This window comes from Rickettsiales bacterium, from assembly GCA_033762595.1.
Taxonomy (GTDB): domain Bacteria; phylum Pseudomonadota; class Alphaproteobacteria; order Rickettsiales; family UBA8987; genus JANPLD01.
In genome coordinates, this window is sequence record JANRLM010000028.1 from 38,145 (window position 1) to 55,010 (window position 16,866).

General features: G+C 32.1%; 15 protein-coding genes. 9 read left to right on the forward strand and 6 right to left on the reverse strand.

The genetic code is table 11. From position 1 onward, the window contains the following. Positions 1 to 7: 7 nt before the first annotated feature. Positions 8 to 1,252: a hypothetical protein gene (locus SFT90_02080; GenBank protein ID MDX1949272.1), complete on the reverse strand. Its 1,245-nt coding sequence runs from the start codon at positions 1,250 to 1,252 to the stop codon at positions 8 to 10. Between the two features lie 253 nt (positions 1,253 to 1,505). Here SFT90_02080 and SFT90_02085 point away from each other — a divergent pair, with 253 nt between their 5' ends. Genes SFT90_02085 through SFT90_02115 form a run of 7 tightly spaced genes read left to right on the forward strand, consistent with a single transcriptional unit; the run spans position 1,506 to position 9,209 of the window. Beyond that, positions 1,506 to 2,201, forward strand: coding sequence for a phosphatidate cytidylyltransferase (locus SFT90_02085; protein ID MDX1949273.1), 696 nt, complete (start codon positions 1,506 to 1,508; stop codon positions 2,199 to 2,201). Next, positions 2,201 to 3,376, forward strand: coding sequence for a 1-deoxy-D-xylulose-5-phosphate reductoisomerase (gene dxr / locus SFT90_02090; protein MDX1949274.1), 1,176 nt, complete (start codon positions 2,201 to 2,203; stop codon positions 3,374 to 3,376). The genes SFT90_02085 and dxr overlap by 1 nt, the downstream gene beginning before the upstream one ends. Then, positions 3,376 to 4,488 carry an RIP metalloprotease RseP gene (rseP, locus tag SFT90_02095; protein ID MDX1949275.1) on the forward strand — a complete coding sequence of 371 codons (1,113 nt, stop codon included), beginning with the start codon at positions 3,376 to 3,378 and terminating at the stop codon, positions 4,486 to 4,488. The genes dxr and rseP overlap by 1 nt, the downstream gene beginning before the upstream one ends. A 5-nt stretch (positions 4,489 to 4,493) precedes the next feature. Continuing rightward, positions 4,494 to 6,776 (forward strand): outer membrane protein assembly factor BamA, encoded by a 2,283-nt coding sequence (gene bamA, locus SFT90_02100; GenBank protein MDX1949276.1) that lies wholly within the window; start codon positions 4,494 to 4,496, stop codon positions 6,774 to 6,776. A gap of 32 nt (positions 6,777 to 6,808) precedes the next feature. Further along, the gene (locus SFT90_02105; GenBank protein ID MDX1949277.1) at positions 6,809 to 7,348 is read left to right on the forward strand and encodes an OmpH family outer membrane protein; all 540 of its coding nucleotides are present in this window, start codon (positions 6,809 to 6,811) and stop codon (positions 7,346 to 7,348) included. 19 nt (positions 7,349 to 7,367) lie between these two features. Beyond that, a complete protein-coding gene (fabG, locus tag SFT90_02110; GenBank protein ID MDX1949278.1) occupies positions 7,368 to 8,105 on the forward strand; it encodes a 3-oxoacyl-[acyl-carrier-protein] reductase in 738 nt (245 codons plus the stop codon). Between the two features lie 30 nt (positions 8,106 to 8,135). Then, positions 8,136 to 9,209 carry an acyltransferase gene (locus SFT90_02115; protein ID MDX1949279.1) on the forward strand — a complete coding sequence of 358 codons (1,074 nt, stop codon included), beginning with the start codon at positions 8,136 to 8,138 and terminating at the stop codon, positions 9,207 to 9,209. Between the two features lie 14 nt (positions 9,210 to 9,223). Here the strand turns inward: SFT90_02115 and nadC are convergent, their stop codons facing one another. Beyond that, positions 9,224 to 10,063 carry a carboxylating nicotinate-nucleotide diphosphorylase gene (nadC, locus tag SFT90_02120; protein ID MDX1949280.1) on the reverse strand — a complete coding sequence of 280 codons (840 nt, stop codon included), beginning with the start codon at positions 10,061 to 10,063 and terminating at the stop codon, positions 9,224 to 9,226. Between the two features lie 56 nt (positions 10,064 to 10,119). Here nadC and iscX point away from each other — a divergent pair, with 56 nt between their 5' ends. Next, positions 10,120 to 10,320: a Fe-S cluster assembly protein IscX gene (gene iscX / locus SFT90_02125; protein MDX1949281.1), complete on the forward strand. Its 201-nt coding sequence runs from the start codon at positions 10,120 to 10,122 to the stop codon at positions 10,318 to 10,320. Continuing rightward, positions 10,320 to 11,666, forward strand: a complete 1,347-nt coding sequence (locus SFT90_02130) for an OmpA family protein (GenBank protein MDX1949282.1) — start codon at positions 10,320 to 10,322, stop codon at positions 11,664 to 11,666. Before iscX ends, SFT90_02130 begins: the two co-directional genes overlap by 1 nt. Here SFT90_02130 and murB read toward each other — a convergent pair. Genes murB through SFT90_02150 form a run of 4 tightly spaced genes read right to left on the reverse strand, consistent with a single transcriptional unit; the run spans position 11,659 to position 16,693 of the window. Then, entirely contained in the window at positions 11,659 to 12,573 is a 915-nt protein-coding gene (gene murB, locus SFT90_02135) for a UDP-N-acetylmuramate dehydrogenase (GenBank protein MDX1949283.1), read from the reverse strand. The genes SFT90_02130 and murB overlap by 8 nt on opposite strands. Then, positions 12,574 to 13,728, reverse strand: a complete 1,155-nt coding sequence (locus SFT90_02140) for a PilT/PilU family type 4a pilus ATPase (protein ID MDX1949284.1) — start codon at positions 13,726 to 13,728, stop codon at positions 12,574 to 12,576. 10 nt (positions 13,729 to 13,738) lie between these two features. Further along, positions 13,739 to 14,926, reverse strand: a complete 1,188-nt coding sequence (locus SFT90_02145) for a type IV pilus twitching motility protein PilT (GenBank protein ID MDX1949285.1) — start codon at positions 14,924 to 14,926, stop codon at positions 13,739 to 13,741. A gap of 3 nt (positions 14,927 to 14,929) precedes the next feature. After that, entirely contained in the window at positions 14,930 to 16,693 is a 1,764-nt protein-coding gene (locus SFT90_02150; protein ID MDX1949286.1) for a tetratricopeptide repeat protein, read from the reverse strand. Positions 16,694 to 16,866: the final 173 nt, after the last annotated feature.

The window sequence follows — 16,866 nt, forward strand, 5'->3', positions numbered from 1 at the left end:
TCAATAATTATTTCTCACCTTCAAAATTGCGGTAATATTTGAAAATTTCAGGATCTTCTTTGCCGTAATCTATAATTTTCTTGTGCAGGGTTTCGGTATCTTCTTTAGAAATTGGCTTAACATTAGGCACATTAAATTCTATCGCCGTTGAGTTCAAATAATCATCTGGGGTTTCCATACCAAGATAGCCTGAAACTAAGCCTTCAGAATTTTCAGAACTCTCATCACAAGCGTTAATAAATATATTATCAAAGGAATCTTGATTATAGGTAAATTGCCAATCTCTGCCACTAGTAACTGAAAAATAGCCAAATTTTATAGATGGATTTTGAAAAATTATACAATATTTATCCGAGCGACTAAAGTAATAAGTTCCCCTAATACCGTAAGAATAATATTCGTGGCGTTCAAGTAGGAATGGATTTGGCTTTGAAAAATCAATTATATCATCTAAAACCTTTGGATATTCGCCATTTTCATAATAATATTTATCAATTTTTGGTTTAAGTTCTTCAATATAATTTTTAGCATATTCAACATCATTATTATTAACCAAAATTCCAAAAGGAATTGAAATTAAAATAATCAAGGCAGAACACAAAAAAAGCCCAAATATTTTGAAACTTCTGAAGAAAATATTAGGAATAATCTCACCGCTTTTTACCCATTCCAAAATTAAAATTATAAAACCAAAAATTACTGAAAATATAAAATATAAAATTACCTGCTTGAATAAAAATCCTTTGCTTAAACTGGCAAGTGAAAAGCCATTAAAAATAGTGCCAGATAAACTTGCTATATGCTCAATGCTACCCCTGCCGAAGAATATAAATAGAAATGAAAATACGCCTGATAAGATTAATGAAAAATGAAAAAACCGAGATAAATTTTCAGAAAAAATATTCGCTAAAACCAGCAGAATAAAAGAGGCAAAGCACCAAAAATTAAATAAAATAATAAAATTCTCAAACCCATAGTTTGAAACATCAGCAATTCTTTCTAAGGCTCTATCTGAAAATATAAACAGCGAAATTATTAGAGAAATTGAGAAAATAAAAAACTTAAACCCTCTTTTCAAATTGCTAAAAAGAAAAATATTAATCAGCAAGATTATTGGCGTTAAATAGAAGCAAAAATTTATAATATTATTGCATTTACTTGAAAAATCTGGGTTGCTACCGCATATTTCCTTAGCTTCTGGAAAGGCAAGAAATTCAAATATATTGATTAGGTAAAATTTTAATAATTCCATAAAATTTTCAAAAAATAAATTTTCATAGAATGTCACCCCGCATTTATTGCGGGGTTAACTGCAAAACACGCTCAAAATTAAGTTCTAAAAACACTTTCAACCATTAACCCCGCAATAAATGCGGGGTGACAATTTGAGTTTTAAGAGCAAAAAATTCTATGAATTACAGAAACTAATAATTCCATAAAATAGATGACTATTTAATTAAAGAATATTAAAGCTAAAATTAAATTCAATCTAGTTTATATTTTCTGTGCCAAATTTTGCTAAAAGAATTATCTCAACAATTATACTTGCACCAGTTTTGATTTATCTAATGATTATCGGCGGTGCATTGCTTGATCTAGTTATAATTTCTGCTTTTTTGATAGCCCTTTTTGAATGGGTTAAAATTACCAATTCTAGCAAAAAAAAATTTTTATGGTGGATTTTTGGAGTTCTTTATATCAGCTTTGCCTGTTTGGTTTTACTTTTTTTAGCAAGATACAGGGTTAATATTCCTTATTTTGATAATTTCCCTATTTTAATGTTTGTAATAGTTTTACTGGTCTGGATTAATGATATTTTCGGTTATATTTTTGGCAAATTAATTGGGGGGCCAAAATTATGCCCCAAAATTAGCCCTAATAAAACTTGGGCTGGTGCAATTGGCGGAGTGTTTGGCTGTTTATTATTTTTCTTTATTCTCAATTATTCTGTAGATTTTGGTGCAGATAAAGTTAGCGATAAAAATTTCTATAGTGCTTTATTAATTCATATTTTTATTCCAATAATATCTCAAATTGGAGATTTGTTTGAATCTTGGTTGAAACGCAAACATAATGTAAAAGATTCAGGAAATATTATCCCTGGACACGGCGGAATTTTAGATAGAATTGATGGTCTTCTGCTGGTCCTTAATGTTACAGGAATATATTTTTACTATCACATTATTAAGGTGATAAGCTAATGCAAAAGCAAGTTTCAATATTGGGTGCAACTGGCACTATTGGTAAAAATACACTTGAGATAATCTCTGGTAATCCAGAAAAATATTCAGTTAGTACTCTGATAGCTCGCAGTAATTTTGAGGAGCTTGCAAAGCTCGCAACCCAATATAAAGTTAAGCAAGTTGCGATTTATGATGAAGAAAATTATCTGCCTCTCAAAAATTTATTAAGTGGATCAAATATAAAAATTTTTGCAGGTAAAGAAGGCTGCAAAGAGGCCTCAAGTGAAAAAATTGATATTTATATTTCCGGTGCAGTTGGCTTTTGTGCTTTAGAACCGACGCTTTCAGCGGTTAAAGCGGGTGTAAATATTGGAATGGCAAATAAAGAATGTTTAGTTTGTGCCGGTGAAATTATCATAAATGAAGCCAAAAAATCTAATGCAAAAATTATCCCAGTTGATTCTGAGCATAATGCAATATTCCAAATTTTTGATTTTGAAAAACTAAACTCAATTGAGAAAATTATACTTACTGCTTCTGGTGGGTCATTTCTAAATTTAGATATAAAAGAATTTAGTAAAATCACCCCTGAAATGGCGGTTAAGCACCCTAATTGGAATATGGGGGCAAAAATCTCAGTGGATTCTTCAACGATGATGAATAAAGGTTTAGAGGTGATTGAAGCTATGCGTTTATTCCCACTAAATCCTAATCAAATAGAGGTTTTAGTTCACCCGCAATCAATAATTCATGGGCTGGTTTATTATAATGATGGCTCTGTGCTTTCAGCACTATCAAACCCAGATATGAAAATTCCAATCTCTTACGCTCTTGGGTTTCCGGATAGAATTAAAAATAATTCTCAAAAATTAGACTTGGCAAAAACTACAAATTTAAGTTTTTATAATCCTGATTTTGAAAAATTTAGATGCTTGAAGCTTAGCTTTGAGGCCTTAAATTTTGGTCAGAATGCTTGTGTTGCACTAAATGCGGCGAATGAAATTGCGGTAGCAGAATTTTTGAATCACAAAATAAAATTTTCTGATATCCCTATTATAGTTGAAATGGTTTTGGAAAAGATTATATCAGAAAATTATAGTGCGAATTCTTTAGAGGAAATTTATTTCATCGATGAAATTTCTAGAAATTCCGCACAAGATTTTATAAAAACCAAAATTAGCAAGGTTGCCTAATGGATTTATTTTTCAATATTTTGCAGAGCGTTCTTTCCTTCATCGCAATAATTTCAATAATAGTTTTTATTCACGAATTTGGCCATTATTGGGTGGCAAAAAAATGCGGTGTGATGATTGAAAGTTTTTCTATCGGCTTTGGTAAAGAGATTTTCGGCTGGAATGATAAATCTGGAACTCGCTGGAAGTTAAGCCTTATCCCGCTTGGTGGTTATGTAAAAATGTATGGTGATGAAAATGCAGCCTCTGTACCAGATAAAGATAAAATTTCTCAAATGGCGGAAGACGAAAGAAAAAAATCTTTTCATACGCAAGACTTATGGAAAAGATTTTTAATTGTTCTTGCAGGGCCTTTGGCAAATTATATTTTCGCAATTATTATTTTATCTTTTTTCTTTTTTGCTTATGGCAAACCTAACACTTCAAATGTGATTTCCGGTATTCAAAAAGAGAGTGTTGCCGAGAAATTTGGGCTTCAAGAAGGCGATAAAATTATTTATCTTGGTGGTTCAAAAATCAAAACTTTTGAAGATATTAGAAGCATGGTTTCAATGCACCCCGCTATTGAGCTAGATATTTCATACGAAAGAAATGGCGAGGTTAAAAATTCAAAAATCACTCCAGAGAAAAAAGTTTCAAAGGATATTTTTGGGAATGAAGTTGAGGTTGGCTTGCTTGGAATTTCCTCAAGCAAAATGGAATATAAAAAATTGAACTTTCTTACATCAATTTCAAGTGCTGCTTATGAAACCTATGATTTATCAGTTAGAACCTTGCAAGCAGTTGGTCAAATTATCACTGGTAAAAGAAGTGCCGAGCAAATTAGTGGTATTTTAAGAATCGCAGATTATTCTGGTAAATCAGTTGAACAAGGCTTCAAAGTTGTATTTTGGTTTATGGCAGTGCTTTCTGTAAATTTAGGTCTTGTAAATCTTTTTCCAATTCCTATGCTTGATGGTGGTCATTTATTCTTTTACATAATTGAAGGTTTAAGGGGTAAGCCACTGCCAGAAAAATTGCAAGAATATTTCTTCAGATTTGGCTATGGCGTGCTTATTGGTTTAATGCTTCTTGCAACCTTTAATGATTTGAAATTTTTTAAGATTTTCTAGTATTTATGAAAAAACTCTCGGCTTTATTTTTTACTTTTTTACTATTAACCAATTCTGCATTTGCTGAGAATTTGGTTATCAAAGATATTAAAATCTCTGGAAATGGCAGGGTAGAACCTGCGACTATTGAAGCATTTCTTGGTGTTAAGAGAGGTCAAACAATTGCCCGAGAAGATTTAGATAACGCATTTAGAAGAACATTTGATACTGGCCTTTTTGAAGACATACAAATTGAATTCCAAAATGGTATTTTAGAAGTTGATGTTAAGGAAAACCCTACCGTTGCTGAAGTTGCCTTTGATGGAAATGATAAAATTGATAATGAAAAATTCCTTGCTGAAATTAAAACTGAGCCTCGTGCGGTTTTTAAGGAATCTGACCTTCAAGCAGATGTTAAAAGAATTATGACACTCTATCAAAGAAGTGGCAGATTTAATGTTAGAGTTGAACCAAAGGTTGAAAAATTAGAAAATAATAGAGTTAAAGTTACTTTTATAATTGATGAGGGGCAGAAGGCAAAAATTGCACAAATTTCATTCATAAATAATTTTGCATTTGATGAGCCAGAGCTTGAAACAGTAATCGGCACTAAGGAGTCAAGATGGTATAGATTTTTCTCCGGTAGCGATAATTATGACCCTGATAGAATTGAGTTTGATAAAGAATTGCTAAGAAGGCATTATGTATCCAAAGGTTATGCTGATTTCAAAGTAGTTTCAGCAGATGCGGAATATAATAATATCAATAAATCCTTTAATATTATTTTCACGCTTGATGAAGGCAAGCACTTTACTTTCGGAAAAATTGACATTCAAAGTGCAATCCCTGATTTGAACTTAGATGAAGCTCGTGGCCTTATAAAATCTAAGGAAGGCAAAGAGTTTGATGCTAAGAAACTTGAAGATACAATAACCACTTTAACTGATTATCTTGGCGAAAAAGGCTACGCATTTACTAGAATTAATCCTCGCTATAATAAAGATGATAAATCTCAAATAATAGGAATTACCTATGAAATTTCAGAAGGTCCTAGGGTTTATGTTAATCGCATAAACATTATTGGCAACTCAAGAACGGGTGATGAAGTTATAAGAAGGGAGTTTAGACTGAATGAGGGCGACCCTTACAATTCATCAAAAATCAAACGCTCTAAAGAAAGAATTGAGGCTCTGGGCTTCTTTAGTAAAGTTGATATTCAAAATAAAGAAACTGAGTATGCCGATAAAGTTGATCTAGATGTTGGTGTTGCTGAACAATCAACAGGTGAACTTACTCTCGGTGCTGGTTTTTCCACCAATGATGGTGCTTTGGGAGATATTGCTATAACCGAAAGGAACTTCTTGGGTAAAGGGCAGTTCGTGCGTGCAAACTTTACGCTTGCTGCTGTTCGTCAAGATATTCGCCTTTCATTTACTGAGCCATATTTTATGGATAGGCAACTTTCAACTGGTTTTGATATTTTTAATACGCAAATTGTTTCTCAAAGTGGGTTAAACAACTTGGCGTTTGATAGTGCCTCAACTGGTTTTACGCTAAGAAGTGGTTATCCACTTTCTGAATATTTGTCTCACAATGTTAACTATACTTTAAGGCAAGATGAAATTACTAACCCTCAAGCTGGTGCATCACTCTTTGTAACACAACAATTAGGTGAATTTTTAAGCTCGGTTATTGGTCATAGTTTTGTTTATAATAGCCTTGATAATCAGTTTCTGCCAAATGAGGGCTGGTTTGCTTCTATCTCTCAAGATTATGCAGGTTTGGGCGGTGATATTGCTTACTTAAAACATGATGCGAGAGTTTCATATTTTACACCAATTTCTGAGGAATATAGAGATTGGGTTGTTCGTCTTTCAGGTAGGGGTGGTAATGTTACTGGTATGAGTGGTAAAGATGTTAGAATTAACGATAGATTTTTTGTTGGTGAAACATTGATGAGGGGTTTTGATAACCAAGGTATTGGCCCTAGAGATAGAGTCTCCCTTGATCCTTTGGGTGGTAATAACTATTTTGTTGGAACTTCAGAGTTAATGTTTCCGCTTGGGCTTCCTGAGGAATTACAAATTAAAGGTGCTGCATTTACTGATGTTGGAACATTATATGGAATTGATGCGACAGATCCAACTTTACAAATTGAAGATAAAGATTCTTTAAGGGGTTCTGCTGGTGTTGGTGTTTTCTGGCGTTCACCAGTTGGGCCAATTAGAATTGATTATGCTGAGCCATTTGCTAAAGAATCTTTTGACCAACTTCAGCAAATTCGCTTTAGCTTCGGAACAAGATTTTAATTTTATAAAAAACAAAAAAACGGAGATTTATTATGAAAAAAATTATTTTAACTTTAATCTTAGCTTTTGCGGTTAATTCAGCAAATGCTCAGAATTTTGATGTAAAAACCATTGCAACTGTTGATCTAAAAAAGATTGTTGATGAATCTAAAGCTGCCAAAGCCGCTGAAGAAGAAGTAAAAAGAATTCAACAAAAATATGTTTCTGAAACTAAATCTCAGGAAGATGCTCTCAAGAAAAATGAGGAGCAATTAAAAGCTCAGCAGAAAGCTATGTCGCAAGAAGCATTCGCAAAAAAAGTTCAAGAGTTTAGAGTAAAATTAATGAACAGCCAAAGGGAAGTAATGAAAAAAAGAAAAATCCTAGAAACTGCTTATATCAAGGCACTTGAGCTAGTGAGAAATGAAACTATTAAAATAATTGCTGAAATTGCTAAAGAAAAAAATGTTGATGTAGTAATTGCTAAAGGTCAACTTTTATTTGCAAAAGATAATTATGATATTTCAAATGAAGTCTTAGAAAGGCTTAACAAAAAACTTGCTAAAGTTAATATCAGCGTTGATAAAAAGTAATTTCATCTCAATAAATTCTATGATTAATCTTACAGGAAAAAAGGCACTTATAACTGGTGCAACGGGTGGAATTGGTGAGGCAATTGCCCGCAAACTTCATCTTCTAGGTGCAGAAATTGTTGTTTCTGGAACAAGAATAGAAAAGCTAGAAGGGCTTGCAAATTCGCTTGGTTCTCGTGTGCATATTCTAACAACAAATTTGAAGGATAAAGAGCAGGTAAAAAAACTAGCATCAGAGGCAGAAGAAAAATCAGGCGGAATAGATATTCTTGTCTGTAATGCTGGGATTACCAAAGATAATCTAATACTTAGAATGTCTGAAGATGATTTTGAAGAGGTGCTTGCGGTTAATTTAACCTCAAGTTTTATTCTTATAAAATCATTTGTAAAAACAATGATGAAGCGTCGCTTTGGAAGAATTATTTCAATCGGCTCAATCGTTGGTACAATGGGTAACCCAGGGCAAGCAAACTATGTAGCCTCAAAAGCTGGGGTTGCAGGGCTTATAAAATCAGTTGCAGCTGAAGTTGCATCTCGTGGAATTACCGCAAATAATATCGCGCCGGGTTTTATTGAAACCGCAATGACTGATAAATTAAATGAAGATCAGAAAAATAAAATGCTCGCTAATATTCCAATTGGTGCATTTGGCAAGGGTGAGGATATTGCGAATTTAACTGCTTTCCTAGCTTCAGATGAAGCAAAATACATTACAGGGCAAACTATCCACATTAATGGCGGAATGTTGATGGTTTAATCTAATAAGATTATACCCAATAATCTTTTTATGAATAATAAATTAACTTCAAATAAAGCTGAAATTTCCTCGCTTACTTTTTTTCGATTTCTAACAGCTTTCATAGTATTTTTATTCCATTGTAAAATTCACTTAAACTTTTCAACTAATATTAAGTTTATTGATAAATTTATTAATAATGGTGCAGTCTTCATGACTGGTTTCTTTGTGCTTTCTGGATATATAATGTGCTATGTCTATAAAAATAAAGATTTTTCAAAAAGAAATGAAGTATTAAATTTTTATCTAAAAAGATTTGCAAAAATTTATCCAACATATTTTTTGGGTTCCATTTTATATTTTTCCTTAATTCAGCCTAACACGCCTTATACTAGTGAAGAATGGATTAGAATAATTATAAATGATATATTTTTATTGCAGGCAATTTTTCCTAAAATGTTTCACTTAGGCATTAATGGAGGAACTTGGAGTATAAGTGTTGAAGCCTTTTTTTATCTTTTATTTCCTTTAATTATTTTAATATATTCAAAAAAACCTATTAAGCTTATTTTTTTAGGTTTTTTAATGGCAATAATAGTAAATATTAATGTAATTTCTGATTCAGAAAGCAAAGGCTATTATTATTCCAATGCTTTTATGAGACTCAATGAATTTTTTATTGGAATAGGCTTTTATCTTCTTACATCAAATAATAAGCTAGATAAATTACCATTTATATTAAAGTCTCCCTTCTTTATATTTTTGGTTATTTTTTGTTTAACAACACTTAAACAGTCAGAAGCTATTTATTCATATATGGGGTTAAATATTGTTATTGCTCCACTTTTTGGCTTATTATTATTCTCTCTTAGCATAAATAATAATTCATTTGTATTTAATAACAGATATACAAATTATCTCGGAAAAATATCTTACTCTTTTTACATATGGCAGTTTATTGCAATAGAATTTGGCAGAGGCCTTATCAAGTTAGACATAAATAATTGGCTAATTATAATTATTGTATTTATGTTAAATATACTCATCGCTTCAATATCTTATTTTCTTGTAGAGGAAAAATTTAGGAAAATAATTATAAATAGGTTTTCAAATTATAGTAATTGATTTTTCAAGTAGTCCTAAAAATCCAAACCAATATCTATTGATTTTACTGAATGGGTTAACGAACCGATAGAAATTCTATCAACTCCAGTTTCAGCAATTTCTTTAATTGTTTCAAGGGTAACACCACCTGATGCTTCTAGTAAAATATTAGTATTTTTAGCAAGTTCAACTGCCTGTTTTAATTCATTAATATTCATATTATCAAGCAAAATAATATCTGGCTTTTCTTGAATTGCGATTTTGAATTGCTCTAAATTATCGCACTCCACCTCAATAATAAAACCCTCCGGAGCATTATTTTTAGCAAGCCTTATAGTTTTTTGAATATCACCATTGTTAAATGCAATGTGATTATCCTTAATTAAAACTGCATCATCAAGGCAATATCTGTGATTCACCCCGCCGCCTATCCACACTGAATATCTCTCAATCTTCCTAAGGTTTGGTGTGGTTTTTCTTGTATCTAAAATTTGTGCTTTCGTGCCTTTGGTTTTTTCAACAAATTTATTTGTTAAGGTGGCAATTCCGCTCATTCTCTGAATAAAATTAAGCGCAACCCTTTCAGATTGTAAAATAATCCTAGCATTTCCTGAAACTTCAAAAACCGCTTGGCTTGCTTGAACAAAACTTCCCTCTTTCACTAATGGAATAAATTTAATTTTCTCAGAATATCTAAGGAAAATATTTTCTAAAATTGGCGTGCCACAAAAAATTGCATCTTCACGAAAAATAAATTTTGCTGAAATATTTGCATCTTCAGGAATTGTAAGATTAGATGTTACATCGCCACGCCCAATATCTTCCTCAAGTGCATTTGAGATTATTTCATTTATGTCGTCAAAATTAATTTGCATATTCTAATCTTAAAAATTTATGATATAAGTTATATATTCAACACATATAAAAAGCAATGAAGTGGAAAGATATAGAAGATATTGCAATAGAGCTTGAAGAAAAGCACTATGATAAAGATAATATCAATCTAAGATTTACAGATCTACATAAATGGGTTTGTGAACTTGAAGATTTTGATGATGACCCCCAAAAATCTAATGAGAAAGTTTTGGAGGCTATTCAAATGGCTTGGCTTAAGGAACGCGGTAATGCTTAATGAAAATATTTTCGCAAAAATTTTTACTCATATTTTTACTTACAATTTTTGTTGCAACGCCTTTGCTAGCTAGGGACTCTATAACTAAAAATTACAATTTTAATACTACTATAGAAAGAGGAATTTCTCCGCAACCTAAAGCGGTAAATAGAATAATCACTGAAAAGCCAGAATATCAAAAAGCCCCTTCTGCTTCTTACGATATTGAAAAGCATAAAAGCCCTTCAATTCATAAAGATAGAACTCTTGGCGTTATTGAAAAATTAAGATCACGCAAATTTTTAGATATTCATACTAATGAAATAAACCCTGTTTATGTTCCCTCTAAAAACCAAATTGAAACCGAGAGATTCCGCTTAAAGCGTCGTAATTTTGCTGATTTTACTAAAAGAGAATATGTAAAACTTGCTGATAGATTATTCCTTCACCACAATTATACTGACGCAACGCATTTCCGCAGAAAAGGCCTTAAAGCAGATGGTTTAAGGGATATTCTGCCAGAAGATCCTAAAAAATGGGAAATTAAAGACGATATTGAACTTGATGATTTACTAAAAGCTAGAATTGCCTTACTAGAGTCCCTATCAGTAAATGCTGTTTATGTTGCTCCAAATGCTGCCGCAAAATCTTTAGTATTCTATGATTGCTGGGTTTCCCAAGCCAAAAATAAATGGGTTGATGAAAGAACAAATTGTAAGATGGCCTTCAAAGAAGTTAATGATTATCTGCACGGAATTTATGAGGAAACCAAATTCAAGGGTCTAGCTGAAGTTATTTCTGGTTACGCTCACACTGATATTGATGAAAATTATACACCATTCAAAAATTATGAGGCGGAAGAAGAATATGAAGGCAATTATGCACAAGAGTTAGTTAGGGTTATTGAAAATAGAGTCAAAGATGATGAAGCTAAAAGGCTTCTTGATGAAAAAGTTGCTTCAGAAAATAAAAAAGAAGCCGGCAATTTCATTTATGCAAGGGGCGGTGGAGGCAGTGATTTAATGTATCTAGCTTATTTTGATAAAAAATCTTTTGAACTTGACGCAAACGCTAGAGCTGAACTTGATAAAGTAGCTGAACAAATTAAAAAATCAAACCCGCCTTCGGTTATTATTAATGGTCATACTGATAGATCTATTGGTGATAATGAGGCGATGGTTTTATCAAAGAAAAGAGCTGATATTGCTAGAGATTATCTTATCGGCAAAGGCGTAAATAAAAACCTATTTAGAACATTCGGTTTTGGTAAAAATGATAATATCGTGCCAAATGAAGAAGGAAAAGAAGCCGCTGCAAACCGAAGAGTTGAAATTGTATTCAAAGGCAAAGCTGAAAAATCTAATTAGGAAAAATCTTAATTTCCCATTCAAGCATTACACCAGATTTTTCAAAAACTCTTTTTCTCACTTCTTCGCCGAGATTTATGATGTCGCTTGCGGTTGCGTTTTCCTGATTAATTAGAAAATTACAATGTTTTTCCGAAACAATTGCCCCGCCCATTTTAAGCCCTCTGCAACCTGCTTCATCAATTAGTTGCCAAGCCTTTTTATCAGAATTTTTAGGGTTTTTGAAAGTGCTTCCGCCAGTTTTTGCTCTAACTGGTTGGGTTGCTTCCCGTGATGAAGAAATGAAATTCATTTTCTCTAAAATTTTCTCTTTAGAAGATTTTTCGCCTTGCAAAATTGCAGAAGTGTAAATTAATTTTTTTGATAATTTTTCTTCAATCAAATTTCCTCTATATTTGAAAGAAAAATTCTCATTTTTTAACTCTATGATGTTTCCATCTTCATCAATAGCAGTTGCGGAAACCAGAATATCTTTTAACTCAGAACCATAAGCACCGCCATTCATAGCAATCGCACCGCCTAAACTACCAGGAATCCCAACAAGAAATTCTAAATTTGCAATTTCATTTTCAGCCGAAAACCTTGCGATATTTGCATCTAAAGCACCAGCACCTACTTTGATTTGATTATCAGAAATCTTTTTAATGCCAGCAAATTCTCTGCCCAAGCGAATTACAACGCCTCTAAAACCTTCATCAAGAATAATCACATTTGAAAAAACTCCAAAGCAAATATATGGTAAATCTTTGGGCCTGTGTTTAAGAAAGAAACTCAAATCCTCTTCGTCTTTGGGCTTGAAAAGAATATCTGCATTGCCACCAACACCAAACCAAGTAACTTTAGAAAGAGGATAATCAAAGCGATATTCACCCCTAATTTTAGGCAGATTTTCTAAGGTGAACTTCATCTAAAAGTCAGATTTTTTATTTTTACCATAAAGTGTATCTTCATCAACCGTTGTTTGCGTTATGCCTTTTAGAGAAGTTGAGAGATTACTTTCAGAAAATTGTGATAATCTAAGTCTTAAATTATTAGGATTATCCGCTTCTTTCAAGGCAGTTTCACGCGTAATAATTTTATCTCTATAAAGTCGGAATAATGATTCATCAAAACTCATCATTCCATTATTTAGATTTTTGTTTATAACCTCTTTTATCTCATGAAATTTTCCCTCTCTTATAAGCTCTGTAACCAAGCCTTCATTCTTCAAGATTTCATAAGATAGAACTAAATTGCCAGTCAAATTTTTTACTAATCTTTGCCCGCACAACGCAACTAAATTATGTGAAAGAGAAATTAGAATTTGATTATGAACTTCCTCAGGATACAAACTTAAAATTCTTTCAAATGTTTGGTTTGTATTGCTTGCGTGAATTGTTGCAACTACCAAATGCCCTGTTTCACTAAACATTATAGCATTTTCTATTGAATCTCTATCTCTAATTTCACCAATAAAAATAACATCAGGTGCTTGTCTAAAAGCATTTTTAAGTGCTATACCATAAGAATAAGTATCAATGCCAATCTCTCTTTGAGTAAAAATACAATTTTTATGTTTGAAAACATATTCTATTGGGTCTTCAATAGTAACAATATGTCCACTTCCTTTATTATTTCTATGCTCTAAACATGCTGCAACTGAAGTTGATTTTCCACTACCTGTTGCACCCGCAATTAAAAACAAACCACGCTTTGCCATAATAAAATCTCTGTAACTTTCAGGCAAACCAAGATCTTTGAAAGTAGGGATTTTTGATTTTATATGACGAACTACAAGCCCAATATTTTTTTGCTGATAAAAAACATTAATTCTAAACCTTTCTTCACCTATAGAGTATGCAACATTAAGTTCTAGCGTTGAAAGAAAATCTTGCATTTGCTCATCAGTTAAAAATTCTTTCACTAATTTTTCAATATCGCTAGTGGTAAATGATTCATCTTTACTTCTAACTAAATTAGATTGCACCCTATATGTTGCAGGTAAATCAGTGGTTATATAGAGGTCAGAAGCCTCGATTGAAACCATTTCTTGTAAATAATAATTTATCTTTTTTTCAGACATAAAAATATATTTAGAAATCAGAGTTATTTATTTTTTCACTAATTTTTGGAGTATTAGATTCGTTTGAATTATTATTCTCAAAAACCGATTTTGAAATTGATTGCATTACTTTAGGATTTTTTTCTAATTTATTAGCATCTTTTGCGATTTCATCAAACTCGGCAGAATCTTGCAGAGAGTTCAGAACAGATTTTGCGGTTTCCAGAGAAATTTTATTATCCTTAAGAAGATTTTCTACGTAATCTTTCATTGTTACCATACCAAATTTCGCACCAACCTGCATCATAGAATTTATCTGAGGTATTCTATTTTCACGAATTAAATTTCTAACAGCTGGTGTGCCAAGAAGAATTTCAAGCCCGGCAACTCTACCTTTTTCATCTTTAGTTTTCATTAAGGTTTGAGCAATAACCGCTTGAATAGATGAGGAAAGCATTGAGCGAATTAATTCTTTATCAGCCGCTGGAAATACATCAATAATTCTATCAATAGTTTTTGCGGCAGATGTTGTGTGAAGCGTTCCAAACACTAAGTGGCCTGTTTCAGCCGCAGTTAGAGCTAGTGATATAGTTTCCATATCTCGCATCTCACCAACTAGAATAATATCAGGATCTTCCCTCAAAGCACTTTTCAAGGCTCTTGAAAATGATTTCGTATTATTATGCAACTCCCTTTGGTTTATTATTGATTTTTCTGGACGATGAATAAACTCAATTGGGTCCTCAATAGTTAAAATATGTTTTTTATGTTTGAGGTTGATTTCATTTATTATTGCCGCAAGCGTTGTTGATTTCCCTGAACCAGTTGGGCCTGTAACTAGAATCAAACCTTTATGAAGATTACATAATTTATAAAAAATTTGAGGCATGTTTAACTGCTCAAGCGATAGAACTTTTGTAGGTATTGATCTAAAAACTATTGCAGGGCCTTTGTGAGTTGTAAAAGCATTTACACGAAACCTCATATCTGGGCCATATTGCAAGGCAAAATCAAGCTCCAACTCTTTTTCAAAAACCGCCCTTTGCGAATCAGTAACGATTGAATAGAGCATTGATTTAATTTCTTCACCAGAGAGATTTTTAGTCAAAAAAGGCTCTATATCGCCATTTACACGAATACATGGAACATAATCAGGGGTTAAATGAAGGTCTGAGGCATTTTGACGCTTCGCATAATTTAATAAATCTATAATTTCCATAAATTAATTTTTTATAGATAATAATGAAAAATATCTTTCCCTAATTGTTAGTGGATCTTCAGGTAAAATCTTACCTTTTGCAGATTCATCGAGCAGATTTTTATAATATTTTACCGCTAAGTCACTCGCACCATATTTTTCAAGTAAAACCGCTAAATTATATTTATAATCTACATTTTCAGGTGCAACGCTGACTGCTTGAAAATAATATTCAATTGCTTTTTTAAGATCATTTTTTGCGTAATATAAATTTGCAATATGGGCTGGAATAACTGATATTTCCTTATTTTCCTGCCATAATTTTTCTAATTTAGGAATTGCAGAATCACCGTATTCTTCAGAAAGTAGAATTATATAATTATTAAGTGCATCAGTATTTTCTATATCATCATTAATAATTTTTTTATAAATTTCCTTAGCGTTTGAAAATTGTTTTGCCCTATGATAAGAAGTTGCCAAGCCAAAAAGAGCGTTTTTATCATTTGGCAGAATTTCTAAAACTTGTTTGTAATATGTTACTGCAACTTCATATAAACCCATTGAAAGTGCATCAAAAGCATCTTTTCTAAGCTTTAATACTTCGCCATCGCTTTGTTTTTTAACCTCTACAGATAGAGTTTTTTCTTGATCATAAAATTCTGGTTTAGTAAAAACTTTTACAATTTTTTTCTTAGGTTTAGTTTCTTTATCAGCAACGCCAGTATTTTCAACTTTAGGAGCATTTGCCAAATTATTTGGAGCATTATTAGTACTTTGTTTTTCTTCGAATGGTTCAACTTCATCATAAAATGGATCATTAAATTCACCTCTTTTCACATTTATTTTTTTAGAGTTAATTTCTGGAAGAGTTTGATTTGATAATTTAATTAACTCATTTAATGCTTCAATATCATCTCTTGGAGGCATTCTAACAACTTGATTTGAATTATTATTTGCAATCAAAGAATTGTTATAAAATTTATCCGCAACAACTAAATTAGCTGTTTTTTGCATAGATTTTGGCAATCCACTAAAGATTGGCGTAAGGGCTTCATTGGTTTTATTAAGTGGAAGATTATTTTCCTCGCTAATCGCTATTGCTTTAACTTCTTTAATATTTTCCTCGTCATCAATTGGAACAACCGCAACTTTATCAACTATTTCAGGCTCTGATTCAGTTTTTTTATCAGCAATATTTTTTTCAGATTTTACTTCCTTAGAAGGGTTTTGTTCTTTGATTTCTTCTTTTGCTTCCACAAGCTCTTGTTTAATTTCCTCTTTAACCTCTTGAGGTTTTTCTGTAGTTTCTTGAGTAAGATTTTCTGCTTTAGTGGTTTCATTTTCAGGTTCTGCGGAAACACTTATTGTAACTTCCTCATAATTTCCTTTTTGCTCTGGTGAAGCCTCGGCAACGGGTGCAACATAATCTGGCTTTGATAAAATCTCAATTTGCGAATAATTATTTTTAGGTTTAGGGGCTTCATATTCTTGATATGAAGGCTCATTTATAATCGGCTCATTATTATTTTGCGACTCATCAATTTTAACATCTTTCGCAACCGCAAGTGGGGGAGGTGTTTCAGCCTCATTTTTCTTTTGCTCTTCAAAAACATCACCAACAGCATCCTTTAGAATATCTGCACTGATATTATTAACCACATTAGGCTGGGGGTTTTCTTGAGATTGAGGGGGTTCAGTAAGGCTTGGCAAAACTGGCGGTTCAGCAGATGCACTTGCTGTTGAAATGCTAAAAGCAAGAAAAAATATGTATGTAAAAAAGCGTTTCAATTCAAAGAAAATCTGTTTATAAACCTTTTTAGCACTTGCCTTAAAACACATCAATTGAATTTTTATTTTTACCACAATAATGGATAATTTTATTTTAATCGCACTTGGTTCTAACTTGCTTGATAGAGAGAAAAATATCAAATCTGCAATAGAAAAACTCTCAAAAATTGTTG

Excerpts from the sequence above, each read along its gene's own strand:
- murB (MDX1949283.1), bottom strand. The coding sequence starts at position 12,573 with ATGAAGTTCACCTTAGAAAATCTGCCTAAAATTAGGGGTGAATATCGC.
- SFT90_02130 (MDX1949282.1), top strand. The coding sequence starts at position 10,320 with ATGAAAATATTTTCGCAAAAATTTTTACTCATATTTTTACTTACAATT.
- rseP (MDX1949275.1), top strand. The coding sequence starts at position 3,376 with ATGGATTTATTTTTCAATATTTTGCAGAGCGTTCTTTCCTTCATCGCA.
- fabG (MDX1949278.1), top strand. The coding sequence starts at position 7,368 with ATGATTAATCTTACAGGAAAAAAGGCACTTATAACTGGTGCAACGGGT.
- SFT90_02105 (MDX1949277.1), top strand. The coding sequence starts at position 6,809 with ATGAAAAAAATTATTTTAACTTTAATCTTAGCTTTTGCGGTTAATTCA.
- nadC (MDX1949280.1), bottom strand. The coding sequence starts at position 10,063 with ATGCAAATTAATTTTGACGACATAAATGAAATAATCTCAAATGCACTT.
- bamA (MDX1949276.1), top strand. The coding sequence starts at position 4,494 with ATGAAAAAACTCTCGGCTTTATTTTTTACTTTTTTACTATTAACCAAT.
- iscX (MDX1949281.1), top strand. The coding sequence starts at position 10,120 with ATGAAGTGGAAAGATATAGAAGATATTGCAATAGAGCTTGAAGAAAAG.
- dxr (MDX1949274.1), top strand. The coding sequence starts at position 2,201 with ATGCAAAAGCAAGTTTCAATATTGGGTGCAACTGGCACTATTGGTAAA.
- SFT90_02145 (MDX1949285.1), bottom strand. The coding sequence starts at position 14,926 with ATGGAAATTATAGATTTATTAAATTATGCGAAGCGTCAAAATGCCTCA.
- SFT90_02080 (MDX1949272.1), bottom strand. The coding sequence starts at position 1,252 with ATGGAATTATTAAAATTTTACCTAATCAATATATTTGAATTTCTTGCC.
- SFT90_02115 (MDX1949279.1), top strand. The coding sequence starts at position 8,136 with ATGAATAATAAATTAACTTCAAATAAAGCTGAAATTTCCTCGCTTACT.
- SFT90_02140 (MDX1949284.1), bottom strand. The coding sequence starts at position 13,728 with ATGTCTGAAAAAAAGATAAATTATTATTTACAAGAAATGGTTTCAATC.